The organism is Shinella sp. GW835-FHT14H05, assembly GCF_058793575.1.
Window position 1 is genome coordinate 555,403 of the sequence record NZ_JBXAFY010000002.1, and the last position, 26,271, is coordinate 581,673.

The following is a 26,271-nucleotide window of genomic DNA, read 5'->3' on the forward strand; positions in this document are numbered from 1 at the left end:
ATGTTTCCGGCGAGCGGCCTCATGCCGCCCGCCGCTTGTTTAGAGATCGACGCTGTTGGGCAGGATCACCAGATCGCGGATCGTGACATTGCGCGGTCGGGTCAGCATGAAGAGCACGGCATCGGCCACTTCCTTCGGCTGCATCAGGCTGCCATTGGCGAGCGCCTCGTCCATCTTCTCCTTCGGCCAGTCATCGAGCAGCGCCGTCACCACCGGCCCCGGCAGGACAGCGCCGACGCGCACGCCATGCTGCGAAACCTGGCGCCGTGTGGAGTGCACGAAGGCCTGCACGGCGAACTTGGAGGCCGTGTAAATCGGCTCCCAGATGACGGGCACGACACCGGCAATCGAGCTGGTGAACAGGATGTCGCCCGTCTTCTTCTCGATCATATAGGGCAGCACCGCATGCACCGAGCGGAAGGCGGCGTTGATGTTGAGGTTCAGCATACGGTCCCAAGCGTCCGGATCGCCCTCCGCTACCGGGCCGCCGATATAAGCGCCGGCATTGGCGTGGAAGACGTCGAGCCCGCCGGCAATGTCCAGGATGCGCGGCAGCATGCCGGACACTTCGGACGGCTTCAGCAGGTCCACGACGAGCGGCAGGGCGTTCGGCCCCAGCTCCTTGCAGAGCTGTTCCAGCTTGTCCTGCGCCCGGTCGACGAGCACCACCTTCGCGCCTTCGGCAATCAAGGTCCTGGCGCATTCGAGGCCGATGCCGGATGCGGCACCCGTGATGGCGGCAATCTTGCCCTTCATGAGGTCAGCCATGGTCTAGAACTCCATTCAATATGCGTTAGGCGCGACCGTGGCTGACACGGGAGCGACGGGCAAGCGAATCGACGATAACCGCGATGGCGAGAACGCCGCCGGTGATCATATAGCGCAGAGACGACGAGAGGTTGAGCAGGGTCAACCCGTTCGAGATCGCCTGGATGACGATGATGCCGAGGAGCGCGGAATAGGCGCTGCCGCGGCCGCCGAACAGGCTGGTGCCGCCGATGACCGCCGCGGCGATCGCGTTGAGGTTCACGTCACCCGTGCCGGCCTGCTGGCTGGACGAGGCAAGCCGCGAGGCCGAGAGGATGCCGCCGAGCGCCGCGAGCGTCGAGCAGAGCATGAAGGCGCTCATATAGATGCGGCGGACATTGATGCCGGAGCGGCGCGCCGCCTCCTTGTTGCCGCCGACGGCGAACATCGAGCGGCCCCATTTGGTGCGCGTCAGCGCATAGTTGAGGATCACGGCGAGCGCGATGAACAGCGCGAACATCCACGGAATGCCGCGGCCGAGATTGAGGTAGAACACGGCCGCTTCCAGCACCACCGTCAGCACGACGGCCTTCAGGATCAGCGCCCGCATCGGCTGGGCGGAAAGGTTCGCGGCAAGACGCTGAGTGCGCGTGCGCAGTCCCCGGCCGATCATCACGAGGCCCGGCACGAGTGCCAGCGTATAGGACAGCCAGTCCGGCATGATCAGGATCTGGCCGAAGCGCACGAGCGGCGAAGCATAGGGCAGGTTGATCGAGCCGGTCGGGCCGAGAATGTAGAGCTGCAGGCCGAGGAGCGCCAGCAGGCCGGCAAGCGTCGCCACGAAGCTCGGCATGCCGAGACGGTTATAGAGCATGGCGTAAAGCATGCCGACGCCCGCACCGACCACCAGCGCGACGATGATCGCACCTGCGACCGGCCAGCCCATATTGACCCAGATGACGCCGACCAGGGCCGACGCGAGCCCGCTCATGGAGCCGACGGAGAGGTCGATTTCGCCGAGCACCAGCACGCAGACGATGCCAAGCGAAATGACGCCGACCGTGGCGCAGTCGAACAGCAGGTTCACCAGGTTGTTCGGCGCCAGGAAGATGGGGTTCAGCGCGGAAAAGACGATGGAGATGACGACGAGGCCGACGGCGACCGGCAGCATGCCGAGGTCGCCGGAGCGCACGCGGTCGATGAACCCTTTCGCCATGGCGGCGAGGCTGTCGTCGTGGCGCACGCGCTCGTCGCTGCGGTCGAGCGTCGGCGTGGATTTGTTGGAAGGGTTCTGGCTCATGCGGTTCCCCCGGTGCTTTCCTGGATGTGGCCGGACTTGCGGTCGGCGCGGCGCGAGACGGAATTGTCCGTAGCACCGGTGATGGCGGAGACGAGCTCCTGGCTCGATGAATCCGGCGTGAAGATGCCGTTGTTGCGCCCCAGCCGGAGCACGACGATGCGGTCGGCGACGGCGCGCACGTCTTCCATGTTGTGGCTGATGATGATGACGCCAAGGCCGCGGTCGCGCACGCGCTCGATGAGGTTCAACACCTCCGCCGTCTGCGCGACGCCGAGCGCCGCCGTCGGTTCGTCCAGCATGATGAGCCGCGGATTGAGCAGCAGCGAGCGCGCGATGGCGACGGTCTGCCGCTGGCCGCCGGAGAGCGAGGCGATGGGCTCGCGCACCGAAGGAATGCGCGCGGCAAGCTCGCGCAGCAACGTCCAGGCCCGCACTTCCATGGCGACTTCGTCGAGCGCCCAGGGCGACATTTCGTGGCCGAGGAACAGGTTTGCCACGACGTCGAGGTTTTCGCAGAGTGCCAGGTCCTGGAACACGGTGGCGATGCCGAGATCCAGCGCCTTGGCGGGGCTGTCGAGCGTCACCTGCTCGCCGCAGAACTCGATGGTGCCGGAGGATGCCTGGTGCACGCCGGCGAGCACCTTGACCAGCGTCGACTTGCCCGCACCGTTGTCGCCGACAAGGGCGACAACTTCGCCGGCCTTCACGTCGAGATCGATATCCGTTAAGGCGGATACGGCACCGAAATTCTTGGATATGCCGCTAAGGCGCAGCACGGATTCTCCCTTGGCGGGAATGTTTTGAAGCGTGGCTGTCATGGCCTCTGGAACCTCTAGGGCTGACCTCGACTGATCGGGGTGTCCGGCCGCGTCAAACGGCCGGACACGTATGGGCAGATTAGTTGATGATGCCGAGTTTGCGGCAACCTTCAACATATTCGCCGGTGCAGACTTCTTCCGGCTTGTTGATGCCCTTGTCGAAGATTTCAGCCTTGATGTTCTCCGCCGTGACGACCGCCGGCACGAAAAGCTGCGAGGGCGTTTCGTAGAGCTTGTGGGTCGCTTCCGGGGTTTCGCCCTTGAGCAGCTTCACCGCAACGCCGGCCGCAGCCGCCGCGACGATTTCGGAGGGCTTGGAGATCGTGTTGTACTGATCGCCCGAGATGATGAGCTGGAGTGCCGCGATCGTCGCGTCATTGCCGGTGACCGGCGGCATTTCCTTCACGCCGGCCGCCTTCAGCGCCGCAATCGCGCCGCCGCCCGTGCCGTCGTTCGCCGCGACGATGCCAACGATCTGGTCACCGAAGCGGGTGATCTGGCCGGCCGCCCATTCCTGTGCCTTCGGCGGCGCCCAGTCCGGCGTGTCGAATTCGGCGAGCGTCTTGTAGGGCGAGGCGTCGAGCGCGGAGTCGATGCCGTCGCGGATGAGGCCGGCGGCCGCATCGGTCGGCGAGCCGTTGATCTGGAGCACGCCGGCACCATCCGCAACGCCCTTGGCCTTCAGGTGGTCGACCAGCGACTGCGCGATGGCCTTGCCGATGCCCTGGTTGTCGAAGGAGACGTAGTAGTCGGCCGGCTTGTCGGGGATCGGGCGGTCATAGGCGATGACCTTGACGTCCTGCGACTGGGCGATCTCGACGAGCGCTGCGGCCGCGGCGGAATCGACCGGATCGAGCACGATAACCTTGGCGCCCTGCGCGATCACCGAGTTGAACTGCTGCTGCTGGAGGGCGACATCCGCATTGGCATTCTGGTAGATCACGGTGCAGCTCGGGCACAGCTTTTCCATCTCGGCCTTGAAGCCGGGATAGTCGTGCTGCTCGTAGCGGGTCGAGGCCTGGTCGGGCATCAGGAAGGCGACGGTCGCGCCTTCCTGGGCAAGGGCGGCGCTGCCAAGCGACAGGACGAGACCGGTCGATGCGAGCAAAAGGGTAAGCGTCTTCATTGGGTTCCTCCACGGTTGATTTTTCAAGTTCATGTTCGCCGGCGTCCTCAAGCCGACAAGGGCGACAGGACCGACGCCTTCCGCGCACCAAAGCGCGCGGATCATCGTTCGCTGCGGGGATGCCGCAACGTCCGGTTCGTCGATGCTCCGTCTGACTCCTCCCTTGGGTCAGCCTTGCTGTTCAGGCAACTTCATCGATGGAGCATGCTTGCTCAATCGATGAAGCAAGAATTGCCACCAATCGCCATTGGTGTCAAGGTGGCTCTCGAAACGGAGATGAAATGTGAACCGGACGACGCAGACGAAAAGGACGACCATCTATGATCTGGCGGAGCTGGCGGGCACCTCGGCCAGCGCCGTGAGCGCCGTTCTGAACGGCAACTGGAAGAAGCGCCGTATCAGCGCGAAGCTCGCCGAAAAGATCACCAAGCTCGCCGAGGAGCAGGGCTACGCGCTCAACATGCAGGCGAGCGTGCTGCGCCGGGACCGGTCGAAAATCATCGGCATGATCGTGCCCAAATACGACAACCGCTATTTCGGCTCGATCGTCGAACAGTTCGAGGCGCTGGCGCGCGAACGCGGCCTGTTTCCGATCATCACCTGCACGATGCGCGACCCGGCGCTGGAGCTGGAGGCCGCGCGCGCCATGCTGTCCTATCAGGTCGACTGCCTGATCGCGACCGGCGCGACCGACCCGGACCGCGTCATGGAACTGTGCGCCGCCGCCGGCGTGCGCACCATCAACCTCGACCTTCCCGGCGCCCGCGCGCCCTCCGTCATCTCCGACAATTACGGCGGCGCGCTGGAGCTGACGCGCCGCGTGCTCGCCAATTGCGAGAAGGAATATGGCGAGAAGACCCCTCTCCTCTTCGTCGGCGGCCGCGGCACGGACCACAACACGATGGAGCGCGTGCGCGGTTTTCGCGACGCCCATGCGGAGGCCGGCGTCGCCGTCGACGACACGCTCGTGCAGACCGTCGGATATGCCCCCGAGAAGGCGGAAAACGCCATGCGCCAGCTTGCCGAACGCATGAGCCCGCTGCCGCGCGGCATGTTCGTCAATTCGACCATTTCGCTGGAAGGCGTAATGCGCTGGATCCGCCGCTCCGGCCACTATGCCGACCGCGTGCCGCAACTCGGCTGCTTCGACTGGGACCCCTTCGTCGCCATGCTCGGCGACCATATCGAGATGGTGCGCCAGGACGTGCCGAAAATGCTGGAAGCCGTCTTCGGCATCATCGATTCCGGGGCGACCGAGCTCACCGTGGTGCAGATCCCGCCGATCGTCGAGAAGATGGGCTGATCTGGCGGCTGGCCTTGCGCGCGCATCGCCACAGGTCGATATCGAGGCAAAACAGCGCTCGCAAGAGATGCAATCAGCCTTTTATTTATGCAAAGAAAACAATTGACTACAAAGCAGCCGTATTCTAGCTTTTTCTTCGAAAACGGCAGACGCTGCCACGGCAAATGAGCCCCGATACCGCATGACCTGCGGTGCGGGGTTTTTTTGTTTCGGGCACTCGGCCGACCTCATGGATCGAGGTGGAAGCGTGGACGGGAACCGGGCGATGCAGCCATGGGAAATGCCGATGAACGCAAAACGGCGCGGGCAGCCAGTGCCGCAGGGGCAGTCGCGATGAATCGCGAAACGGTGCCGGTTTCCATCCTCTATTCGACGACCGGGGCCTATGCGGATGTCGGCCGGCAGGCCGTCGCCGGCGCGTTTGCGGCGATATCCGAGATCAATGCGGATGCCGGCTTCTCCTTCCGCATCGAGCCGAAGATCGACGACCCTGCCGGACGGGCGGAACGCTACGCGCTCCTGTCCGAGGCGGCGATCCGCCAGAACGGCTGTCGCCATGTCATCGGCACCATCACCTCATGGAGCCGCAAGGACGTTCTGCCGGCGATCGAGCGCCATGGCGCGCTTCTGTGGTATGCCTTTCCGTATGAGGGTTACGAGGCAAGCGACAGCGCCATCTATCTCGGGGCCTGTCCCAACCAGCACCTGCTGCCGCTGTTCGACCATGTGTTGCCGCGCTATGGGCGCCGCCCCTTCATTGTCGGCTCGAACTATATCTGGGGCTGGGAAATCAGCCGCATTGCCCGCGAGATGACCGAGGCGGTCGGCGGGCAGGTGGTGTCGGAGCGCTTCGTTCCGCTCGGCTCCGTCGAGGTCGACCACCTGATTGCGGAAATCGCGCAGAAGAAGCCCGACTTCATCCTGAGCAACCTCGTCGGGGAATCGGCCACGGCTTTCCTGGCTGCCTATGACGTGCTGCGCGGCGGAGATCCGTCCGCCCCGCCGGTTGTGGCCTGCAATCTTTGTGAAATCGAGCTTGGCGGCCTCACTCCTTCCGCCTCTGCCGGGCACATTTCGGCATCGCCCTATTTCAACCGGCTGGACACCGCCGAAAACCGGGATTTCAAGGCGCGCATGGCGCTGCGCCACGGCAGCGACCACCGGCTGACGACGCCTTTCGTGGCCGCCTATATGAGCGTGTCGATCCTTGCCCAGGCGATGCAGGACGCGGCGACCGATGCGCCGGACGCGATCCGCCGCGTCGTCACCTCCCGGCTCTTCGATACGCCGCTCGGCCCCATCGCCATCAATCCGCGCACCCACCATGCGGCGCTGCGCCCGCACCTGGCGATCTCGAACGCGGACGGCGAATTCGAGATCTTCCACAGCGCTGCAAGCCCGGTCGAAGCCGATCCCTATCTGGTGCATTCGCTCAGCCAGCCGCTTGCCGCCAGCGAAGCCACCACCGACACCATGCTGAAGGTGATCAAATGAGCCGCGCGGACCGCCCTTCCCTGGCGACGTGGCGCGCCGTCATCCTGCACCGGGAGCACCCTTCCGTCGATGCCCTGAAGCGGCAGCTCGAAATGCTGCATATCCGCGTCACCGTCGTCTGGCCGCAGATCGACGAGGCCGATGTGGCAAGCGATATCGTCTTCTTCGATGCGGATATGGGCCATGACGGCCAGTTCCCGTGGCCGCCCGGCTTCGCGCCCATGCCGATGATCGCGCTCATCGGCTCCGAGGCGCCCGGGCGCATCGAATGGGCGCTGGCGCAAGGCTCCAACGCCCATCTGCTCAAGCCGATCGGCTCCACCGGGGCCTATAGCGCGCTGCTGATCGCCACGCATGCCTATCAGGTGGCGCGCAGCCAGGCGGAGGATATCCGTGCGCTCGAAGACAGGCTGCGCCAGCGGCCGATCGTCGTGCGGGCGATCCTGCGGCTCATTCAGCAGGAACGGCTCGACGAGGCCGGCGCGTGGAAGCGTCTGCGCAAGATCGCCATGGACTGGGGCATGACCATCGAGGAGACGGCAGACGCAATCTGCCGCGACGACCGGCGCACGAAAAGCGGCGCCTGAAGGACAATGGAGAAGGAGCATGACGCGTGTCGATCACTGAAGGCTACGCCCCCTACGGGGACTACAAGACCTGGTACCGCATCACGGGGGATCTGGCCTCCGGCAAGCCGCCGCTCATCGTCGCCCATGGCGGCCCGGGCTGCACGCACGACTATGTCGACAGCTTCAAGGACATAGCCGCGACCGGCCGCGCCGTCATCCACTACGACCAGGTGGGCAACGGCAAATCGACCCACCTGCCGGAAAAGGGCGGGGATTTCTGGACGGTCGATTTCTTCCGCACCGAACTGCACAACCTGATCGACCATCTCGGCATCCGCGACGCCTATTGCCTGCTCGGCCAGTCCTGGGGCGGCATGCTCGGCGCGGAGTTCGCCCAGGCACGTCCCGCGGGCCTCAAGGCGCTCGTCATCGCCAATTCGCCGGCCGCCATGACGACCTGGGTATCGGAAGCCAACCGCCTGCGCGAGGCCCTGCCGCCGGAGGTTCAGGCGACGCTGCTGCGCCACGAACAAGCCGAAACCACCGACAGCGCGGAATACATGGAGGCGACGGAGGTCTTCAACCAGCGCCATGTCTGCCGCGTCGTGCCCATGCCGCCGGAGGTCAAGCGCACCTTCGATGCCATTGCCGACGACCCGACCGTCTACCACACCATGAACGGCCCGAACGAGTTCCACGTCATCGGCACGATGAAGGATTGGTCGATCGTCGGCCGGCTTTCGACCATCGAAGCCCCGACGCTTCTGATCTCCGGCCACTTCGACGAGGCGACGAAAGCCTGCGTGCAGCCCTATGCCGACGAGATCCCGGACGTGCGCTGGCGCATCTTCGAACAGTCGAGCCACATGCCGCATGTCGAGGAGCGCGAGGCCTGCATGGCCGAAGTCGCCGGCTTCCTCGACGAAAAGGCACCCTGACCATTCCAGAAGAAGAAACCGCGCGCCCCAAGGGCGCGATCACCGACCACCAGAAAACCAGAGGGAAACCGTATCATGACGATATATCTGAAACCTTCCATGCGCCGCGCCGGTCTTCTCGCCGCCGGCATCCTGCTTTCACAGACGGCGCTCTCCAGCACCGCACTCGCCGACGAGCGCGCCGACCTGATGGCCAAGCACCGCGGCGGCACGATGACGCTTGCGGCCGTCTCGGCCGCCGGCACGATCGATCCGATGATCAACTACACCGCCCAGTTCTGGCAGATCTACCAGATGACCTATGACGGCCTCGTCAAGTTCAAGCAGGCCGGCGGCACCGATGGCTTCGAGATCGTGCCCGCGATCGCCGAGGAGATTCCCCAGCCGACGAACGACGGCAAGACCTATGTCTTCAAGATCCGCAAGGGCATCAAGTTCTCCAACGGCAAGGACGTGACGCCGTCCGACGTGGTCGCCTCCTTCCAGCGCATCTTCAAGGTCAAAGGCCCGACCACCGGCAGCTTCTACAACGGCATCGTCGGCTCCGACAAATGCATCGCGGATGCCGCGACCTGCACGCTCGACGGCGGGGTCGTGGGCGACGATGCGGCCGGTACGGTTACGATCAACCTCACGGCGCCGGATTCGGAAATCTTCTCCAAGCTCGCCGTTCCACACGCCTCCATCCTGCCGGCCGATGCGCCGTTGACTGACGCCGGCACCACGCCGATTGCCGGCACGGGCGCCTATTATTTCGAGAGCTACAATCCCACCGAACAGCTCGTCATGAAGCGCAATCCGCACTTCAAGGAATGGAGCGTGGATGCCCAGCCGGACGGTTATGCCGACGAGATCATCTACAAGTTCGGCCTGACCGAAGAGGCGATGATCAACGCGATCATCAACGGCCAGATCGACTGGATGTACGACACGCCGCCCTCCGACCGCCTGCCGGAAATCGGCGCGAAATATGCCAGCCAGATCCATATCGACCCGCTGGCCGCCTTCTGGTACGCGCCGATGAACACCAACCTCGCACCCTTCGACAACATCAAGGTGCGCCAGGCGGTGAACTATGCGCTTGACCGCGACGCGCTCGTCGGCCTGTTCGGCGGCGAGGTTCTCGCCCAGCCGACCTGCCAGATCCTGCCGCCGGACTTCCCGGGCCATGTGGACGATTGCCTCTACACCACGGAGGCGAGCCCGGAATGGATCGGCGCCGACATGGAGAAGGCCAAGCAGCTCGTCGAGGAATCCGGCACGAAGGGCCAGAAGGTCACGGTGATCGCCGAGGACAACGCCACCTCGCGCGGCGTCGGCACCTATATCCAGAGCGTGCTGTCGGAGCTCGGCTACGACGCCTCGATGAAGGCCGTCTCGCCGAACATCCAGTTCACCTACATCCAGAACACCAGCAACAACGTCCAGATCAGCATTTCGCAATGGTACATGGACTATCCGGCCGCCTCGAACTTCCTCAACGTGCTGCTCTCCTGCGCATCGTTCACACCGGGCAGCGACGCCTCGATCAACATTTCGGGCTATTGCAACAAGGATCTCGACGCCAAGATGAAGGAAGCGATGACCCTTGCGCTGACGGACGCCGATGCGGCGAATGCCAAATGGGCGGAAGTCGACAAGGGCTTCATGGAACAGTCGCCGATCGCACCGCTCTTCACGCCGAAAAGCGTGAACTTCACCTCGGCACGGCTCGGCAACTATCTGTTCAACAAGCAGAACCGCTGGATCACCTCGCAGTCCTGGGTGAAGTAAGACCCGCCTGAAACAGGCCCCGCGGGCGGCAAGACAATTGCCGCCCGCTTGCCGCAGCCGATCAGGAAACAGATGACCGATATTACCGAGGCCATACGCGTCGATGCGCCAGCCGTCTCCTCCCGCCCTTCCTCGGGTCCGTGGCGACGCGCCTGGCATATCCTGAAGCGCGACCGCGCGACGCTGCTCGCAGCCGCGGTCTTCGTGCTGATCATCCTGTCGACGCTGGCGGCACCGCTCTATGCGCGCTACGTCTCCGGCACCGATCCGTTCCGCTCCAATCTCAGCGCGCGCATCATGGTCGACGGCAAGCGCGTGAAGGTGATGCAGGCCTCGACCGAGGGGCTCGGCCTCGGTGTTACGCCGATCGGGCCGACCTGGGGGCCGCAATATCTGCTCGGCGCCGACACGCAGGGCCGCGATGTCGCCGCGCGCCTGCTCTATGGCGGGCGCAACTCGCTGCTGATCGCCGCCTCCGCCACCGTCATCTGTCTCTGTCTTGCCGCCATCGTCGGCATTTCCGCCGGCTTCTTCGGCGGCTGGGTGGACAAGATCCTCTCACGCATCCTCGATATCCTCTGGGCGTTTCCGGTCTACCTGCTGGCGATCTCGCTCTCCATCGTGCTCATTTCACAGGGCATCGTCATCGGGCCGATAGAGATCGGCTCGGACAGCCTGCTGCTGCCGATCTTCATCATCGGCATCATCTACGTGCCCTATGTCGCGCGGCCGCTGCGCGGTCGCGTACTGTCCTTGAAGCAGAGCGAATTCGTGCTGGCGGCGCGCGGGCTCGGCATCCCGGCCTGGCGCATCCTGCTCTACGATATTCTGCCCAATGTCTCGACCATGCTTATCGTCTTCGTGCCGTTGATGATGGGGCTCAACATCATCACGGAATCCTCGCTCTCCTTCCTGTCGATCGGCGTGCAGGCGCCGGATGCGAGCTGGGGCACAATCATCCAGGACGGGCAGACGCTGCTCTACACGCGCCCCGTCGTTGCGCTGGCGCCGGGCATCGCCATCGTGCTGACGGTGCTGTCTCTCAACGTCTTGGGCGACAGCCTGCGTGACGCGCTCGATCCGCGCACGAAACTGGTCTGAGGAGGCTTTTCATGTTTTTCGCCATCCTGCAGCGCCTCGGCCAGATGCTCTTCGTGATGTTCGGCATCTCCGCGCTCGTCTTCCTCATCTTCTTCGCCACCCCCGGCTCCGACCCCGCTGCGCGCCTTGCCGGCCGCAATGCCTCGCAGGAGACCGTCGAGGCCATCCGCAAGGAGTTCGGCTTCGACCGGCCCCTTCCCGTGCAATACGTCGTCATGATGAAGCGGCTCTTCGTGACGCAGGACCTCACCTCCTTCGTCAACCGCGGCTATCGCATCGTGCCGGCGGTGGTCGCTGCGGCACCCGTCACCATCTCGCTGGTTGCGGGCGCTGCGATACTCTGGATCGTCGGCGGCATTTTCGTCGGCGTGATCGCCGCGCTGACGCGCGACACATTGATTGATCGCGGCTTGATGGCGCTCGCCCTGATCGGGGTTTCCATGCCGGTCTACTGGCTGGGCGAGGTGATGAACCTGATCAGCCAGAGCCGTTTCCACGATACCTGGATGTTCTCCTGGGTGCCGGCGCTCGGCTACAAGCCGCTGATGGAGGACCCCGTCGGCTGGTTCAAGACGCTGGTCATTCCGTGGTTCACGCTGGCGGCCCTCTATATCGGCATCTACGGCCGGGTGCTGCGCGCCAACCTCGTCGAGGCCTATCAGGAAGACTTCATCCGCACCGCCCGCGCCAAGGGCCTGTCCCCGGCGCGCGTCATGGTGCGCCACGCGCTGCGCACGTCGCTCATACCGTTTGTCACCATGTTCGGGCTGGATTTCGGCGTGCTGGTCGGCGGTGCGGCCTTGCTGACGGAGGTCGTCTTCGGCCTCAACGGCGTCGGCCGCCTCACCTACCAGGCGCTGCTCAATCTCGACCTGCCGATGATCCTCGGCACCGTGATGTACGCCTCCTTTTTCGTCGTCGTCGCCAATGCGCTGGTGGACGTGGTCTATGTGCTGATCGACCCACGGGTCAGGGGAAACTGACGCATGGTGCAGCAGGACAAACCAATCCTCCTCGACGTCAACGGGCTGTCGGTCTCCTTCGCCAGCGACCGCGGCCTGGTGCAGGCCGTGCGCGACGTCTCGTTTCGCGTCCACGAGGGCGAGATTCTGTCCATCGTTGGCGAATCCGGCTCCGGCAAATCGGTGACGCTGCTGTCTCTTCTCGGCCTGCACGACCGGAAGGCCACGCGCGTGGAAGGCTCCGTCTCCTTCCGCGGCAAGCCGATCCTCGACCTGCCGGCAAGCCGGATGCGGGCGATCCGTGGCAAGGAGATCGGCCTGATCTCGCAGGACCCGATGACGGCGCTGACGCCGGTCTATACGATCGGCTGGCAGATCGCCGAGCAGATCCGCGCCCACGAAAACATATCCGCCCGCGCCGCCCGCCGCCGTGCCATCGAACTGCTCGGCGAGGTCGGCCTGTCCAATCCCGGCGAAGCGGTCGACCGTTATCCGCATCAACTGTCCGGCGGCATGCGCCAGCGTGCCGTCATCGCCATGGCGCTCTCCTGCAATCCCGTCCTCCTCGTCGCCGACGAGCCGACCACGGCGCTCGACGTGACCGTGCAGGCCCAGGTGATCGACCTCCTGCTTCGCCTGCGCAAGGATTTCGGCTCCGCCATCATCCTCATCACCCACGACATGGGCGTCGTGGCCGAGGTCGCCGAACAGGTGGCGGTGATGTATGCCGGGCGCATCGTTGAGCGCGGGCGCACCGAGGAAATCTTCTCCGCGCCGCTCCACCCCTATACCTGGGGGCTGATGGCGTCCATTCCCCCGCTCACCGGGCCACGGCTCACCAAATTGCGCTCGATCCCCGGCATGCCGCCGACGCCCGAAACCGTTCCGGACGGTTGCGGCTTTGCACCGCGCTGCGCCTTCGCCCGACCCATCTGCGCCGAACGGCCACCCTTGCAGAAGGTCGGCGGACAGGCAGCGCTCTGCGTCATCGACGACGCCGAACGGCCCGCGCTCCGACGCGCCGCCCTTCCGCAGGAGGAACTCGCATGAGTGCCGAAATGCCGGTCCCAAAGCCGCTGCTCACGGCGCGCAAGCTCACCAAGAATTTCGTCGTCGGCAAGACCATCCGTCCCGGCTCGGGCCGTGTGCTGCATGCGGTGAATGCCATCGATCTCGACGTCTACCCCACCGAAACGCTCGGCCTTGTCGGTGAGTCCGGCAGCGGAAAGTCCACCCTCGGTCGCTGCCTCACCCGGCTCTACGACATCACGGCCGGCGACCTCACCTTCGACGGACAGGACATCGCCAAGGCAGACGCGGCAGCCTTGAAGCCCGTGCGGCGCAAGATGCAGATGATCTTCCAGGATCCATCGGCTTCGCTCAATCCGCGCCGGCGCATCCGCGACATGCTGTCCGAAGTGCTGCACGTCCATCGCATCCGTGAAGGGGCTGCAGTCGAGGAGCGGTTGCAGGAGCTCATGGAACTCGTCGGCCTGCGCCGGGAATATCTCGACCGCTATCCGCACGAATTCTCCGGCGGCCAGCGCCAGCGCATCGGCATTGCCCGCGCGCTTGCCGTGGAGCCGAAGCTGATCGTCGCCGACGAACCGGTCTCGGCCCTCGACGTTTCGGTGCAGGCGCAGGTGGTGAACCTCTTCGACGAGCTGCGCGAGCGGCTGAACCTCACCTATGTCTTCATCGCGCACGACCTTGCCGTGGTGCGCCATGTCTCGACGCGGGTGGCGGTGATGTATCTGGGCTCGATTGCCGAGACCGGCGAGACGGACGCGCTCTATGCAAGGCCGCACCACCCTTACACGCGCGCCCTGCTTTCCGCCATTCCGCAGCCCCACAACCGGGGCAAGCGCGAACGCATCCTGCTTTCGGGCGAAATTCCAAGTCCGCTCTCGCCGCCGCCCGGCTGCAAGTTTTCCACCCGCTGTCCCTATACGAAGGACATCTGCCGCGAGCAGCGGCCGGAGCTCGCCACCATTGCGGCGGGCCGCAAGGTCGCCTGCCATTTTCCGCTGGATTGACCCTCGGCATCCGGAAGGCCAGAAAGGATATCCGATGTGCATCACCTGCACCCACACCATCCACCGCACCCGGCATTATTTCGGCTGGAGCCGGGACTTTGAACCGGCAATCGTTGCGAAATCCGGCGAAACGATCCTGTTCGAATGCCTCGATTCTTCCGGCGGCCAGATCGGCCGCGATGCGACGCTCGAAACCCTGACGGGGCTCGATTTCGCCCGCATCAACCCGGTCACCGGCCCGGTCTACGTGGAAGGGGCCGCGCCGGGGGATGCCCTGAAGATCACGCTGCGCGCCTTCCATCCTTCGGGCGCGGGCTGGACTGCCATCATCCCCGGCTTCGGCCTGCTCGCCGGCCAGTTCAAGGACCCCGCGCTGCATGTCTGGTCCTATGATTCAGGCACGATGGCGCCTGCCGCCTTCGGGCCGAAAGGACGCGTGCCGCTAAAACCCTTCGCCGGCACCATCGGCGTCGCACTTGCCGAACCGGGCCTGCATTCCGTGGTGCCGCCGCGCCGGGTGGGCGGCAACCTGGATATCCGCGACCTTTCCGCCGGCGTGACGCTCTATCTGCCGGTCGAGGTGGAGGGCGCGCTGCTTTCCATCGGCGATACGCATGCCGCGCAGGGCGACGGCGAAGTCTGCGGCACAGCGATCGAAAGCCGCATGGATGTCGAGGCGACTGTCGAGCTCGTCAAGGATGCCCGCCCGCCCGCGCCGCGCTTCACCACGCCCGGCCCGGTCACCCGCCATCTCGACGGCGCCGGCTATGAGGTGACCACCGGCATCGGCCCCGACCTGATGACCGCCGCGCGCGAGGCCGTCATGCGCATGGTCGATCTGCTGGCCGCCGAACATGGGCTCGATCCGAACGACGCCTATATGCTGTGCTCGGTCTGCGCCGATCTCAGGATCAGCGAGATCGTCGACCTGCCCAACTGGGTGGTGAGCTTCTATTTCCCACGCATCGTCTTCGACTAGAAGGAGGCCGCCGCCACCCTGGCGTCGAAACCCGTTATCGCCACATGCGCAACCGCCTCCAGCTCCGCGCGCCCGGCCCCGTCGCGCGCCAAGATGGACATGCCGAACTGGACGGTCTGGATGAAACGCGCCAGGGCCGGCACGTCCGCAGCGATGGGAACTTCACCATCTGTCACGGCTTGTTCCAAACGCGCCTCGATACGCTCGAAGGTGACGGCACGGGCGGCGCGGACCAGCTCCCCCAGTTCCAGATGGCCCTGGCTGCCGACAGACGACAGGGCCACCATGCAGCCGGTGGGAATGTCCTCGACACAGCCGGTCAGGACCGCGGCCGAATCCAGCAGGAACGCCGAGATCGCTTCGCGGGCCGTTTCCGCTCGCTGGAATTTACCCCATACGTAAGCCTCGTAGCTCTCGCGATAAAAACCCACCGCTTCTACATAGAGCGCTTCCTTCGAACCGAAGGCGGCATAGAGGCTGGGTGAGCCGATCCCCATCGCCTCGGTCAGGTCCGTCATCGACGTGGCCTCGAAACCCTTGAGCCAGAAGAGCCGGGTCGCTTGCGCCAACGCGGCCTTTCGATCGAAGGCGCGCGGGCGCCCCCGCCCGCGGGTCGGCGAGGATTCAATGACTTCAGGGGCTTGGTCCGATTTCTGCATCGATCATTATATAAACCTCCCCAACCATTTCGACAACTCTACGCGTTTATTGTGCCGATCGATACATAAATACCTTGACGCGCCGCACCCGCATCCCTAGCTAATTCTATGTCGATCACTACAGAAAGGTTTGATCCATGAGTGAATTGTCTGGAAAGCGCGCGCTCGTCACGGGCGGCTCGCGTGGCATCGGTGCCGCGATCGCATTGGCGCTGGCTGAAAAAGGGGCGGATGTAGCGATCACCTATGAACGCGCGGCCGATCGCGCCGCAGAGGTCGTGCGCAAAATCGAGGAGAAGGGCCGCAAAGGGTTGGCCATACAGGCGGACAGTGCCGATCCCGCCGCGGTAAAGCGTTCCGTACAGGAGGCGGCCGAAGCGCTGGGTGGTCTCGACATCCTCGTCAACAATGCTGCCATCGCGCTCTACGATACGATCGCCAATATCAGCGCTGAGCAAATCGATGCGCTGCTGGGCGTCAATGTGCGTTCGCCCATCCTCGCCTCACAGGCTGCCATCCCCTATCTTCAGGCGGGCGGTCGTATCGTCACGATCGGCTCGGCCGGTGCCGAACGCATCGTGGGCGATACCGGGACCGTGTATTTCATGACGAAATCCGCACTCCACTCGTTCAACCGAGGCCTTGCGCGCGAACTCGGCCCGCGGGATATCACCGTCAACCTGGTGCAGCCGGGCTCGACGAACACGGACATGAACCCCTCCAACGGCGAATTTGCCGACTTTCAGCGCGCCCTGATCCCGCTTGGCCGGTATGGCGCGCCGGAAGACGTGGCCGCCGCCGTGGCCTTCCTTGCAAGCCCTGCCGCCCGCCACATCACCGGAACGATCCTCACGGTGGACGGTGGCATGACCACCTGATCGGAAAATCCCCCCGTCAAAAACGGGGGGATTATCTTGGGAGACGGTGGCGCGTCATCACGCTACTCGCCCACGACCTTGACCGACTTAACCCCGTAGTATTTTGCGTAGCACTTGTTTTCCCAATAGTCCGGGTCGCCGGTAAGCTCAGGCTTGAAGAACAGACGCGGAGGACGGGACAGCCTCTTGAAGGTGAGATCCGCGTCATCGGGCGCATTTCTAACCTCCGCTTTGCGGGCCTCGATGACCGGGCGGTATTCGGCAAAATTGAACCGGAGATCATTGATCGCGGCCGATGTATTCGGTGCCGCAATCAGGCTCATCGACAACAGGAGCAACGCGATTGCGGCCGTCTGTTTGGGCCAGTTGGCGGGGCCCGCCGATCGACCGCTCAGCCATTTGAGAGCGGGAGGGAGCAGGAGCAAAACAGAGGCGATGAACACGGCAAAGAGCACATTCGACACGCGGCCCGGCAAGATCGTGCCCTGCGCGAAGGACACGACGAACCTCCCGCAGAACCACGCGAGCAAGGCAACGCAAAAAAGAATGGGAAGATGCAGGATCTTGCGTTCCGGGCTCGACCCATCCGGCGCCGAGCTTACCTGACTGCCTTCTCTCCCCATATGCGCCAGCAGCGCGACCGTCAGGAAAATCAGCGCCGGATTTATGATCCAGGCGATGAACGAGTGCTCCGGATCATAAAGAAACGCCAGAATTGCCGGCACCAGACGCATGGAATTTGGAAACTCGCCCGCCGAGCGCACGGCGTTTCCCGGCGCGGACACGGAAATGTACCAGGCGATGACTGCCGCTGAAAACACGATAGCGAATAGAACGGTGGCGCGCCTGTCGCTCCGGAGCATCGCCAGGATCAGTTGCAACGCGCAGAAGGCAACGAAGTAAAGCCCAAGAAGCTCGTTCAAGCCACTCAAGGCGACCGCGCTCACCATCGCGACGCCGGTGAGAAGCAGGTCCATGTTTTTCGAATAAAGGCCTCTCGTCACGGCGAGAAGCGAAGCGGACGCTATGACCAGGAGAAAAAACGGGAGCTGGTATTCGACGATGCCCGTCGCCCAATACCATAGCTCTCCGATGGACGGCATATAGGCCCAGAATATCGCCGTGATCGCGAGCGAGATGAAAAACGACGTGGCTCTATTGATAAGCGGCGAAAGGATAACGCGGGCCATGATGTAAAAAGAGGCAAGGGACATCAGCGGCGCTAGCAGCAAAAACACGCTGTAATTTATCGTATCGATCCCGAGGCGTGGAAATAAATAAGGATAGATCGACATTGCGAGCCAGCGGCCGGTCCATTGCGAATATTGCAGCGTCGCATAGGAATACCAGAATCCCGCCGTTTGCGACAAAGCCGCGCTGCAATAGTCGTCCGCGGCGGCCTCCGCCAGAAAAGTATAGGTGAGCGACAGTATCATCACCAGAATGCAGGAACCGACGATTGCCACCAACGAAAACAGGTAAAAAAAATCCGTTTTCTTCGTTGAAAAATCACGCATTTTACGCCCCTTGCCACAGCCGGCTCACCGGTCAGACTTTTTGACGAAATCCTCCGGGAAACACTGGTCCGCTTTGGTTTGTGGCCGACTTCCGCACGATATATCGGGGTCGCATTTTCGTTTCCCGGTATATTCTGCCGATATACTCGCCGATAATGCCGATACCGAGGATCTGGACGCCGCCAAAAAACATGATCGCGGCAAAAATCGAGGGATAGCCCGGCACGCTGTTGCCGAAGAGAAGCTTGTCCAGAACGATCCAAGTGCCGTAGATGAAGGCCAGCGTTGAGATGAACAGGCCGATATAGGTCCATATTCTCAAGGGCATGGTCGAAAAACTTGTGATGCCTTCGAGCGCCAGGTTCCACAATTTCCAGCCGTTGAACTTCGTCGTTCCCGCAACGCGCCGGGCTCGTCTGTATTCAACGACTTCGGTACGCCCGCCGACCCAGGAGAGAAGGCCCTTCATGAAGAGGTTTCGCTCCGGCAGGAGCAAGATTTCATCGACGATCGGACGGGATATCAGCCGGAAGTCGCCGACATTCTCTTCGATCCTGGTGTCGCTGATGAGGTTGTGAATAGCGTAGAACGCCTGCGCCGTTCTTCGTTTTACAAAATTGTCGCTGGATCTGTCCTGGCGCTTGGCAAGCACGACTTCCGCACCGTGCCTCCATTTTTCCAGCATTTTCGGGATTAGCTCGATAGGATCCTGCAGATCCACGTCGATGGGGATGACCGCATCGCCTTTTGCGTAGGCCAGGCCCGCAAAGAGTGCCGGCTCCTTTCCAAAATTTCGCGTGAAGTCGACGAGCTGGACCAGCGGGTCGGTGCTCATGATCTGCTGGACGATTTCCGCAGAATGATCCCAACTGCCGTCATTGACGAAAACGATCTCGATCGACTCGTTCTTCAACGCGTCTTGCGACCTGACGGCCGCGTAGAAGATCGGGATCGTCGCCTCTTCATTGTAGATCGGCACAATCAGGGAAATAGACACGCGCCACCTCATCTAAACACGAGAAAACGAGAACAGGCATAACCTGTGATCAGGCTTATTGCGGAGAACATCACCAGGGCTACGATGGCAGGCAACGCCAGATAGTCGGCAAGGCCACCCACCGAATAGGCGATCAAACCGAGGGAACCGAAGTACAAAACAAACCTTGCGGGCGAAGATTCAGCATGGAACGTCCACCGGGCATTCGCGAAGAAGCTGAAGGTGACTGCGATGGCGAACGCCGAGACATTCGACCAGCTCTGCGGCATCCCAACTCCTGCATGGAAGATAAAGAAAGCGGTCCAGTGAAGGGCCGTGTTCAGCACACCAACGGATGCGTATTTCAGAAACGACGTCAGCATTTGCAACCAGCCTTTGTCATCCCTCACACCACACTACGCGCGGTTCCGCGCCCCAAGCCGTAGTCGTTTGGGTTTTCCGGGCGCCCGTGCGCAGGTCGCATGCCGGCGTAGAGGAGGCCGGGCATGAGGAACACCGCCATGTGCACCCAGGCAATGACGATCTCGTTTGTAAAATGCGTAATGACGAGCATCGCCGGCATGGCGGAGAGCATGTAGAGGATCTGCATGGAGGTGTTGCCCTGCATGGCGCAGGAATAAATCCAGCTCAGAACCCCCGCCAACAGAGCAAATTTCAAACAGCCGAAATAGGAGAACGAGGCGAAGGAATCCATCATTCCAGTCGGCGTCGTGCCCGGCGCGGGATCGTAATCCTTTGAGTAGACCGCGGGTGTATCGACGTAGAGGCTTTCTTTGACCTTCGTTCCGACGAGTTGCGCGGGGACGTACACAAACACAAGCGAGTTCCAGTGCGATACGCCAAAATCATACGCCTGGTTTTCGGAGATGGACGATATGGAGAACACCAGGTTTCGAAACTCCGGACCGCCCTGCTTCAGGAGTTTTCGCCAATTCTCGACGGGATTGATCTCCAGAACCGCGCGCCAATCGGGCGCGCCGTTGTAATAGGTCGCGGCTCGATACTCCCCCGCACTGACCAGGCCGGCCATGGCGAAAACCAGACTTAAGGACACGAGAAACCGCGGCACCGCCCATCCCCGGTGAAACCAGATGGCAAGGGCAACCATCAACGCCAATTCGGCGGCTTCCGAGCGGCGGCCCGCGATCACGATGCGGTCGAAGTAAAAAGCGAGACCGAAAAGGATGATGCAGAGCGCGAGGGAGGAGCGGCGATGGGCGTAACACAGTAGCGCAATCGCAAGGCCGTAGGTCAGCATCTTGGCGAAGAACAGATAGGCCACCGCCGTGCCGGTCAGAAAGCCGCGAAGGCGCTCCTCGTCGGCGAGCTGACCGAACCGGTAGAAGAAGTAGGCGCCCACCAGTGACAAACCGGCAGCATAATAAAGCAGGCGCTTTTCACTGAAGACCAGATCCGGCCCGAGCTTGGCATGTTTGCCAAGCTGCCACCCGACAGAGCACATGACGAGGCAAAGCCAGGAGAAAAAGATGGCGCCAGACAACGCTGAATTCTGCGGCATGAAGCGGTCGTCGATCAGGCCCGGGATCTGCGGCAAGACGAATGTCAGGAACATCGCGGCCGCGAGAAAGGGGAAATCGAAGAACCCACCGCGCCTCCACAGACCCGAGACGAGCATGGCGATGGACGTGAAGAGCAACAGAACGACGCCAAGCCATGCCATGTCAGCCCCTCGACCCCTGATGCCTCCATGCTGGCAATGACCACCGAGTTAAGCAACTTACTCATCAGGCGTAGGGACTTGCCTCAGACAAAACCCCAGGTACGGTCTCGGCGAATGACGGAGATGGAATCCACCTTTGAGGGAACCCATCTACCGCTTTTGGATGAAGAAGCGGCCGCGACGATGGCTGTCAACCAACCGTCGCGTGGGAAATGTAAACGGGCTTGAGCCCTCCCAGTCGGTCGGCGAGGATATTCTCCTGCGCCGTCAACCGTTGGCGGAAATCGGCGTTTGCGCCGAGTATCCGGCCGCGAATGGCCGCTCGATCGTCGAACATCCGCTGGAATTGCTGCTTCAAAAGGTCGAGGTCGAGATCCTCGATATGCTGGCAAAAATCCCCCAAGCCCATTTCATCCATCAGGGCCTGGTTCTTTAGTGAATATTCGATCGAAATCGCGGGGCGACCGAGCTTCAGTGCGCTGACCAGATTGTGATAGCGCGTCACGACGACGGCGCTGGTCTGGTTGATCTCGTCCATCAGGCCACGCAGATCGCTGGTTCGCACCGCCTTGACGCGTTCCTGCCCTGAATGCGTTATTGCGTCGGACAACGCTATGCGTTTGCGCAGGTCCTCGACGGCTGGCCAGTCCCCGACATCCCCTGTCAAAAGGCGGATATCGTAGCCCTGGTCGAGCAGCCAGGCGATGAACGCCTCCAGTTTTTGCAGGTACGTCTGATAGATGCCCGCGCCGTTCACATTTGCTTTGAGCCAACCGAAATAGGACATGACGCCCACGCCGACGACACGGGGATCGTTGGCAGGATAACGCTCCGAGCCGGGCGGCAAACTGAAGACGATGTCCGGATACACGCGGTCATCGCTGACATCGAGGCCAATGCTTTGCATGAATTGTCGCGAATTCTTGTCGCGATAGGACCGGTAGCTCGCCATACGCGCCACGCTGACCAGGAAGAACCGGCTCAGTGGATGCCGAATGGGTCCCGCCCCGATACTGACCAGGAAAATCTTCCGCCGCCATATCCAGGCGGCCAGGCACCATTTGAAAGCCATGAACGGCCAGCCGAAAGGGTTATCCTGAAAGTCGTCCAGAAAGCCCGTTCCCGGCACGATCAGGATATCCACGGTGCGGGCGGATCGAAAGGCGTACCACATGCCCACGATCCGGCGCGGGAGATGCCAAAGCAGGGCGTCCATCCAGCGGGATATCGACGTCGCAAAACCGGCGGGGCTGCTTTCAATAGAGGAAACGCCGTGATCCCGGGCCACCGCGTCGGGATTCGGGCAAATGCAGGTTATGGAATCGTCGGGGCGAAAACGGCGCAGGAAAATCAGCATCGAATCCAGGGATGCATCGTTACCGCTGTTGCCGCATCCAAAGAGCCCGAAAAGCCCGATTTTCATGCCGACCTCCAAGCGGAACGACAAACTCGCCATTGCGGTCGGCAAGCACGTTCGTGGCGCGCAACACCTCGTATAATGAGGCTTTGCTGAAATGACCACCTGTCCTTTCGGCGAATGGCCGGGCGCGTGCGATAGTATCGGGGGAGTTGGCGCCCAATGCGCCATAACCCGTTGATTCTGTTTTCTTACAGGCGGCGATTTCGTACGAAGCGACTACTCGGACGACTATTGTCCCTACTCCCTATGGCCGCGTTCCCGTTGTGACCAGTTCATATAGTCTGGCATGCTCGCAGCCATTGAGGGCCTTGCAAGAATGATACGTGTTCGCAGCGCATTTCTGATGGCGACGCTTGGGCAGTATCTCGCGCTGGTGGTGAGCTTTGTCACCATAGCCGTCGTTTCCCACCTGATGACGCCGGCCGAGATCGGTCTTTCGGTCATTGGCGCCAGCGCCATAACGATGATCTTCTCGCTCCGCGAATTCGCCACGTCCGACTTCCTGATTCAGCTGGATACCGTCGAAACCAATGACGTGCGGACCGCCATGACCGTGATGGTCATCCTGACCGTCTTTCTGTCCCTCGCCTTGCTCATGGCCCTTCCGGCGCTTGTCAGTTTTTATAAGAGCGACGTGCTGAAGCCGTTTTTTCTGCTGATGATTCTGGCCGTAGCCATCGAAGGCCTCTCCTTTCCGGGGATGGCGCTTTTGCGGCGGGACATGCTGTTTGGCAAGGTCACGGTCATCAAGACCATTGCCGCGGTGGTCAATGCCGCGGTCACGATCCTGTTTGCCGTGCTGGACTGGAGCGTCGTCAGTTTCGCGCTGGGCGCGATCGCCGGCAGTGTCACGACGACAGGGCTGACGCTGCTTACCAGAAAGGATTGGTGGAGTTTCAAGCCGTCGCTGAAGTCGCTTGCCGCCGTGAGTGAATTCGGGCGCTACAAAGGCGCCACGAACGTCGTCGACCGCTTTTACGATGCCCTTCCGCAAATCCTTCTCGGCAGCATCATGCCTTCGGCTGCCGTCGGCAAATACAGCCGGGCGGTCACCATCTCGGGCCTGGCGGATCGCCTGGTCCTGTCGGCGGTCTTCACGGTGGCTTTTCCGGCGCTGGCAGCCGCGGTACGCGAGAAGGTCGACATTCGGCAGTCGTATTTGCGTGCTATCAGCTTCATTACCGTCGTCTACTGGCCCGCGCTTCTCATGCTGGTCCTTCTGATCACACCCATCTCCGAGGTTCTCCTTGGTGCTGGCTGGGACGAAGTGATCCCGGTCGCCCGCCTTTTGGCCCTGTCGGCCGTCTTCTGGTTTCCCGTCGTGCTGACCTATCCGGTGCTGATCGGGCTCGGCGCCAACCGTTCGGCCTTCACCTTCAACATCGTGTCGCGCTCCCTGTCCGCGATCATCATCTGTGGTGCCGGCTTCTTCGGGCTCATGGCCATCGCCTATAGCCAGTTCATCGCCCTGCCCATGCAGATGCTGCTCGCGCTGATTTATGTGCGCCGCCATGCCTACTTCGCCTGGTCGGAATTGTTCGCGGTCCTGTGGCCGAGTTTTGTGGTTTCGCTCGCGACCATATCCGGCCCCGTCATCCTCATAGTCTGTCTTGGGTTCCGGTTGAGTTTTTCAGGCGCCGAGGCGATCTACATCAGCTTTCTGGGCGCTGTCGGCTGGTTCGCAGGCATCCTGCTGACGGCCCATCCCTTCCGCGACGAGATCCTGGCGGCGATGGGAGATGGCAGTCGATGGCTGCGCGCATGGTCTCCGTCGTCTTTGCGAAGCGCGCCTTCAGAGGTTGGCGAGCGCACCAGCATAGGAGGGTAGAGCCGTGGCACGCATGGACATAGCGATACCGAACTATAATTACGGCCGTTTCCTGCAAGACTGCATCGCAAGCGTCTATCGGCAGGACATCGAAGACATTCGCATCCTCATCATCGACAATGCCTCCACGGATGACAGCGTCGCAATCGCGCGCGACCTTGCGGCAAGAGATCCAAGGATCGAATTGTGCCTGCGTCCGGAAAACCTCGGCCAGCACGCTTCCTTCAACACCGCCGTCGATTGGGCACAGTCGGAATACTTCGTCATCCTCTGCTCCGACGACTACCTGCCGGACGGCGCGCTGGGCCGGGCGGTCGCAGTACTGGATCGGCATCCCGAGGCCCATCTGGCGTTTGGCGACACGCTTTTCCTTGAAGATGGCTCAACGCCTCCTCCCGGTGACAGGGCAACGCTGCCGGCGGACGAACGCGTTTGGAGCGGCGAGAGCTTCCTTCGAGCGTCGTGCGAGAGAGGGCGCAACCTCATCGGCGGCCCGATGGCGGTTGTGCGAACAAGCGCCCAGAAGCGGGCGGGGCATTTTCGACGGGACCTGCCGCACACGGACGATATGGAAATGTGGCTGCGCTTCGCGGCCATAGGTGCCGTCGTCGAGATCAACCATGTGCAAAGCATCGTTCGCATCCACGGCTCGAACCAATCCGCCGTTGTATCGAACGTGCACCATTGGAACGTCGCGTCGGAGGCAGCGTTCGAGGCATTCTTCTCGGATTTCGGTCGCAGCCTGCCGCAAGCGCATGAGCTTCTCGCACTCGCACGGCGAAGCCTCAGCGACCGGGCCTACTGGTGCGCGGTCTCGCATGTCTTGCGGGGAGAACCGGGCGTGTGGGACCTCGCCAGATATGCTTTAAAGCTCCGCCCGACGAGCGCCGTCTTTCCGCCTCTCGGTTACGCCTGGCGCAAGGCCGACCTATGGCAGCGGATAGCAGCCATGCTGTCCGGCAAAAGCTTTCATGCTCAACAAACCGAGCCTTGATCCATCCAGTTCAGACTTGGCCGCTATGCATAACGGCGCCACGCGCTGCCGCCCGCGTCCGCCTCCATTTTACCGGCCTCTGCCGTCTCGCTGACAGCCGACCCGGTCTTCTCAAGGATGAAGTAGGCATAGCGTTCATCGTCAACCAGATCGTCCTTGGGTCGAAGGGAAACGTATCTCGGCGTAAACGCGGCGGTTTCCGCCCGGCGCCAGAAGTCATCGATCGGGTAGGTCGTCATGTTCGCCAGGTTTCTGCGATAACCCCACTTTCGTGATTGCGTACGGCGTTCATGGGTTGAATACTTTATCTGGATGATCGCAAACCCGCCTGGCCGCAAAAGCTTGTACGCAAGATGCAGGATACGCTGGCCGTATTCCTGGGACGGAAGCAGTTCGAAAACATAGGTGCAGAGAAAGACGTCAGCCGTTGCGATGAGATGTTCGGCAGATTTTTCCGGCTCCGAGACATCGACCAGCAGTCGCGAGAAATTGTCCTGCCCGACGCTTCGCAACACGTTTTCGCACTCATCGAGGGACGCGCTCGACACATCGACGCCAACGAACGACTTGGCAAGCGGCGCGAAATGCACCGCATTCGCGCCGCCCCCGCATCCCCATTCGATGATCCGCTCCAGCGGAGCCGACTGGCCGCGAATTTTCATGTGCTCCTGGAGAAGCTGAACATGGGGCTTGCCAAGCTCCGACCAGACTTCTTCGCGAAGCCCGCCCTCACCTTTCCAGTGCGAATTCGAGTGAAACGCCGTTTGAGCCGGGTCCTCCCAGTATTTTTGCGCTTCGTTGGCGAGGCTGAGGTCTGACGGCGACCTGGGGAGGCGCTCAAGCAGCTGATAACCCGCACGTCGAAGCGCTCGAAATATCTGTCTCATCTGGCATCCTTTCTGCAACGAAACCGCGGCGCCCATTGATGCGCATCCGGTCGCCTCCCTCAGGCAGAGGACCAGCCTAATCCCCTGCAAATGCCGGTAAAGATGGACAAAATAGAAAGCCGCCGGGGCCTCTAAGCCAAAAGGTGGTGTCGTAATAGGCAAACGCGCGCCTCGGCACAGCGTTTGGGCATGGCGCAACGCATTCACGGCGCAAACGCGCCGTGAACGAGAGTTAGGATGTGGGTTGATCGCGGACTACCCGCG

General features: G+C 62.3%; 24 protein-coding genes. 13 read left to right on the forward strand and 11 right to left on the reverse strand.

Translation table 11 applies throughout. The features are described 5' to 3' along the window. Positions 1-39: 39 nt before the first annotated feature. The 4 genes from AC1Q6Z_RS10015 to AC1Q6Z_RS10030 all read right to left on the reverse strand — a co-directional run bounded on the left by AC1Q6Z_RS10015 (position 40) and on the right by AC1Q6Z_RS10030 (position 3,991). Complete coding sequence (locus tag AC1Q6Z_RS10015; RefSeq protein WP_492647655.1) at positions 40-768, reverse strand: SDR family oxidoreductase; 729 nt, start codon at positions 766-768, stop codon at positions 40-42. A gap of 25 nt (positions 769-793) precedes the next feature. Then, positions 794-2,047 carry a sugar ABC transporter permease gene (locus tag AC1Q6Z_RS10020; protein WP_439623024.1) on the reverse strand — a complete coding sequence of 418 codons (1,254 nt, stop codon included), beginning with the start codon at positions 2,045-2,047 and terminating at the stop codon, positions 794-796. Further along, entirely contained in the window at positions 2,044-2,865 is an 822-nt protein-coding gene (locus AC1Q6Z_RS10025; RefSeq protein WP_439623026.1) for an ATP-binding cassette domain-containing protein, read from the reverse strand. Before AC1Q6Z_RS10025 ends, AC1Q6Z_RS10020 begins: the two co-directional genes overlap by 4 nt. A gap of 79 nt (positions 2,866-2,944) precedes the next feature. Further along, positions 2,945-3,991 carry an ABC transporter substrate-binding protein gene (locus tag AC1Q6Z_RS10030; protein ID WP_435264569.1) on the reverse strand — a complete coding sequence of 349 codons (1,047 nt, stop codon included), beginning with the start codon at positions 3,989-3,991 and terminating at the stop codon, positions 2,945-2,947. Between the two features lie 283 nt (positions 3,992-4,274). Between AC1Q6Z_RS10030 and AC1Q6Z_RS10035 the strand changes: the two genes are divergently transcribed. The 10 genes from AC1Q6Z_RS10035 (at position 4,275) to AC1Q6Z_RS10080 (ending at position 15,146) form a co-directional block, all read left to right on the forward strand. Then, the gene (locus tag AC1Q6Z_RS10035; protein WP_435264568.1) at positions 4,275-5,294 is read left to right on the forward strand and encodes a LacI family DNA-binding transcriptional regulator; all 1,020 of its coding nucleotides are present in this window, start codon (positions 4,275-4,277) and stop codon (positions 5,292-5,294) included. A gap of 333 nt (positions 5,295-5,627) precedes the next feature. After that, a complete protein-coding gene (locus AC1Q6Z_RS10040; RefSeq protein WP_492647656.1) occupies positions 5,628-6,788 on the forward strand; it encodes a transporter substrate-binding domain-containing protein in 1,161 nt (386 codons plus the stop codon). Further along, entirely contained in the window at positions 6,785-7,375 is a 591-nt protein-coding gene (locus AC1Q6Z_RS10045) for an ANTAR domain-containing response regulator (protein WP_256115017.1), read from the forward strand. Before AC1Q6Z_RS10040 ends, AC1Q6Z_RS10045 begins: the two co-directional genes overlap by 4 nt. Before the next feature lie 26 nt (positions 7,376-7,401). After that, a complete protein-coding gene (locus AC1Q6Z_RS10050; protein ID WP_492647657.1) occupies positions 7,402-8,295 on the forward strand; it encodes a proline iminopeptidase-family hydrolase in 894 nt (297 codons plus the stop codon). Positions 8,296-8,370: 75 nt separating this feature from the next. Beyond that, positions 8,371-10,068, forward strand: coding sequence for an ABC transporter substrate-binding protein (locus AC1Q6Z_RS10055; RefSeq protein WP_492647658.1), 1,698 nt, complete (start codon positions 8,371-8,373; stop codon positions 10,066-10,068). A gap of 72 nt (positions 10,069-10,140) precedes the next feature. Next, positions 10,141-11,169, forward strand: a complete 1,029-nt coding sequence (locus AC1Q6Z_RS10060; protein ID WP_439615518.1) for an ABC transporter permease — start codon at positions 10,141-10,143, stop codon at positions 11,167-11,169. Between the two features lie 11 nt (positions 11,170-11,180). Further along, complete coding sequence (locus AC1Q6Z_RS10065; protein ID WP_256115022.1) at positions 11,181-12,152, forward strand: ABC transporter permease; 972 nt, start codon at positions 11,181-11,183, stop codon at positions 12,150-12,152. Between the two features lie 3 nt (positions 12,153-12,155). Next, on the forward strand, positions 12,156-13,181 hold the full coding sequence (locus AC1Q6Z_RS10070; protein WP_492647659.1) for an ABC transporter ATP-binding protein: 1,026 nt from the start codon (positions 12,156-12,158) through the stop codon (positions 13,179-13,181). After that, positions 13,178-14,167 carry an ABC transporter ATP-binding protein gene (locus AC1Q6Z_RS10075; RefSeq protein ID WP_492647660.1) on the forward strand — a complete coding sequence of 330 codons (990 nt, stop codon included), beginning with the start codon at positions 13,178-13,180 and terminating at the stop codon, positions 14,165-14,167. Before AC1Q6Z_RS10070 ends, AC1Q6Z_RS10075 begins: the two co-directional genes overlap by 4 nt. Positions 14,168-14,201: 34 nt before the next feature. After that, the gene (locus AC1Q6Z_RS10080; RefSeq protein WP_492647661.1) at positions 14,202-15,146 is read left to right on the forward strand and encodes an acetamidase/formamidase family protein; all 945 of its coding nucleotides are present in this window, start codon (positions 14,202-14,204) and stop codon (positions 15,144-15,146) included. On the opposite strand, the gene AC1Q6Z_RS10085 is transcribed toward AC1Q6Z_RS10080, so the two are convergent. Continuing rightward, positions 15,143-15,805 (reverse strand): TetR/AcrR family transcriptional regulator, encoded by a 663-nt coding sequence (locus AC1Q6Z_RS10085; protein WP_492647662.1) that lies wholly within the window; start codon positions 15,803-15,805, stop codon positions 15,143-15,145. The genes AC1Q6Z_RS10080 and AC1Q6Z_RS10085 overlap by 4 nt on opposite strands. A gap of 137 nt (positions 15,806-15,942) precedes the next feature. On the opposite strand from AC1Q6Z_RS10085, the gene AC1Q6Z_RS10090 reads away from it, so the two are divergent. Further along, entirely contained in the window at positions 15,943-16,683 is a 741-nt protein-coding gene (locus AC1Q6Z_RS10090) for an SDR family NAD(P)-dependent oxidoreductase (protein WP_492647663.1), read from the forward strand. A gap of 62 nt (positions 16,684-16,745) precedes the next feature. On the opposite strand, the gene AC1Q6Z_RS10095 is transcribed toward AC1Q6Z_RS10090, so the two are convergent. From AC1Q6Z_RS10095 to AC1Q6Z_RS10115, 5 genes are all read right to left on the reverse strand, one after another. After that, positions 16,746-18,200 (reverse strand): DUF6056 family protein, encoded by a 1,455-nt coding sequence (locus AC1Q6Z_RS10095; protein ID WP_492647664.1) that lies wholly within the window; start codon positions 18,198-18,200, stop codon positions 16,746-16,748. Positions 18,201-18,231: 31 nt separating this feature from the next. Then, the gene (locus AC1Q6Z_RS10100; RefSeq protein ID WP_256115030.1) at positions 18,232-19,197 is read right to left on the reverse strand and encodes a glycosyltransferase family 2 protein; all 966 of its coding nucleotides are present in this window, start codon (positions 19,195-19,197) and stop codon (positions 18,232-18,234) included. 8 nt (positions 19,198-19,205) lie between these two features. Further along, positions 19,206-19,559, reverse strand: coding sequence for a GtrA family protein (locus AC1Q6Z_RS10105; RefSeq protein ID WP_492647665.1), 354 nt, complete (start codon positions 19,557-19,559; stop codon positions 19,206-19,208). A gap of 23 nt (positions 19,560-19,582) precedes the next feature. Continuing rightward, positions 19,583-20,878 carry a hypothetical protein gene (locus tag AC1Q6Z_RS10110; protein ID WP_492647666.1) on the reverse strand — a complete coding sequence of 432 codons (1,296 nt, stop codon included), beginning with the start codon at positions 20,876-20,878 and terminating at the stop codon, positions 19,583-19,585. 190 nt (positions 20,879-21,068) lie between these two features. Then, positions 21,069-22,301 (reverse strand): polysaccharide pyruvyl transferase family protein, encoded by a 1,233-nt coding sequence (locus AC1Q6Z_RS10115; protein ID WP_492647667.1) that lies wholly within the window; start codon positions 22,299-22,301, stop codon positions 21,069-21,071. 340 nt (positions 22,302-22,641) lie between these two features. Between AC1Q6Z_RS10115 and AC1Q6Z_RS10120 the strand changes: the two genes are divergently transcribed. Beyond that, positions 22,642-24,126, forward strand: coding sequence for an oligosaccharide flippase family protein (locus AC1Q6Z_RS10120; RefSeq protein ID WP_492647668.1), 1,485 nt, complete (start codon positions 22,642-22,644; stop codon positions 24,124-24,126). A 13-nt stretch (positions 24,127-24,139) separates the two neighbouring features. Then, positions 24,140-25,120, forward strand: a complete 981-nt coding sequence (locus AC1Q6Z_RS10125; RefSeq protein ID WP_492647855.1) for a glycosyltransferase family A protein — start codon at positions 24,140-24,142, stop codon at positions 25,118-25,120. A gap of 23 nt (positions 25,121-25,143) precedes the next feature. On the opposite strand, the gene AC1Q6Z_RS10130 is transcribed toward AC1Q6Z_RS10125, so the two are convergent. After that, positions 25,144-26,007 carry a class I SAM-dependent methyltransferase gene (locus AC1Q6Z_RS10130; RefSeq protein WP_492647669.1) on the reverse strand — a complete coding sequence of 288 codons (864 nt, stop codon included), beginning with the start codon at positions 26,005-26,007 and terminating at the stop codon, positions 25,144-25,146. Positions 26,008-26,271: the final 264 nt, after the last annotated feature.

Bases quoted from the DNA above. Each gene is read 5' to 3' on its own strand.
- AC1Q6Z_RS10015 (WP_492647655.1), bottom strand. From the start codon at position 768: ATGGCTGACCTCATGAAGGGCAAGATTGCCGCCATCACGGGTGCCGCA.
- AC1Q6Z_RS10020 (WP_439623024.1), bottom strand. From the start codon at position 2,047: ATGAGCCAGAACCCTTCCAACAAATCCACGCCGACGCTCGACCGCAGC.
- AC1Q6Z_RS10025 (WP_439623026.1), bottom strand. From the start codon at position 2,865: ATGACAGCCACGCTTCAAAACATTCCCGCCAAGGGAGAATCCGTGCTG.
- AC1Q6Z_RS10030 (WP_435264569.1), bottom strand. From the start codon at position 3,991: ATGAAGACGCTTACCCTTTTGCTCGCATCGACCGGTCTCGTCCTGTCG.
- AC1Q6Z_RS10040 (WP_492647656.1), top strand. From the start codon at position 5,628: ATGAATCGCGAAACGGTGCCGGTTTCCATCCTCTATTCGACGACCGGG.
- AC1Q6Z_RS10045 (WP_256115017.1), top strand. From the start codon at position 6,785: ATGAGCCGCGCGGACCGCCCTTCCCTGGCGACGTGGCGCGCCGTCATC.
- AC1Q6Z_RS10055 (WP_492647658.1), top strand. From the start codon at position 8,371: ATGACGATATATCTGAAACCTTCCATGCGCCGCGCCGGTCTTCTCGCC.
- AC1Q6Z_RS10060 (WP_439615518.1), top strand. From the start codon at position 10,141: ATGACCGATATTACCGAGGCCATACGCGTCGATGCGCCAGCCGTCTCC.
- AC1Q6Z_RS10065 (WP_256115022.1), top strand. From the start codon at position 11,181: ATGTTTTTCGCCATCCTGCAGCGCCTCGGCCAGATGCTCTTCGTGATG.
- AC1Q6Z_RS10070 (WP_492647659.1), top strand. From the start codon at position 12,156: ATGGTGCAGCAGGACAAACCAATCCTCCTCGACGTCAACGGGCTGTCG.
- AC1Q6Z_RS10075 (WP_492647660.1), top strand. From the start codon at position 13,178: ATGAGTGCCGAAATGCCGGTCCCAAAGCCGCTGCTCACGGCGCGCAAG.
- AC1Q6Z_RS10080 (WP_492647661.1), top strand. From the start codon at position 14,202: ATGTGCATCACCTGCACCCACACCATCCACCGCACCCGGCATTATTTC.
- AC1Q6Z_RS10085 (WP_492647662.1), bottom strand. From the start codon at position 15,805: ATGCAGAAATCGGACCAAGCCCCTGAAGTCATTGAATCCTCGCCGACC.
- AC1Q6Z_RS10090 (WP_492647663.1), top strand. From the start codon at position 15,943: ATGAGTGAATTGTCTGGAAAGCGCGCGCTCGTCACGGGCGGCTCGCGT.
- AC1Q6Z_RS10095 (WP_492647664.1), bottom strand. From the start codon at position 18,200: ATGCGTGATTTTTCAACGAAGAAAACGGATTTTTTTTACCTGTTTTCG.
- AC1Q6Z_RS10105 (WP_492647665.1), bottom strand. From the start codon at position 19,559: ATGCTGACGTCGTTTCTGAAATACGCATCCGTTGGTGTGCTGAACACG.
- AC1Q6Z_RS10110 (WP_492647666.1), bottom strand. From the start codon at position 20,878: ATGGCATGGCTTGGCGTCGTTCTGTTGCTCTTCACGTCCATCGCCATG.
- AC1Q6Z_RS10115 (WP_492647667.1), bottom strand. From the start codon at position 22,301: ATGAAAATCGGGCTTTTCGGGCTCTTTGGATGCGGCAACAGCGGTAAC.
- AC1Q6Z_RS10120 (WP_492647668.1), top strand. From the start codon at position 22,642: ATGGCGACGCTTGGGCAGTATCTCGCGCTGGTGGTGAGCTTTGTCACC.
- AC1Q6Z_RS10125 (WP_492647855.1), top strand. From the start codon at position 24,140: ATGGACATAGCGATACCGAACTATAATTACGGCCGTTTCCTGCAAGAC.
- AC1Q6Z_RS10130 (WP_492647669.1), bottom strand. From the start codon at position 26,007: ATGAGACAGATATTTCGAGCGCTTCGACGTGCGGGTTATCAGCTGCTT.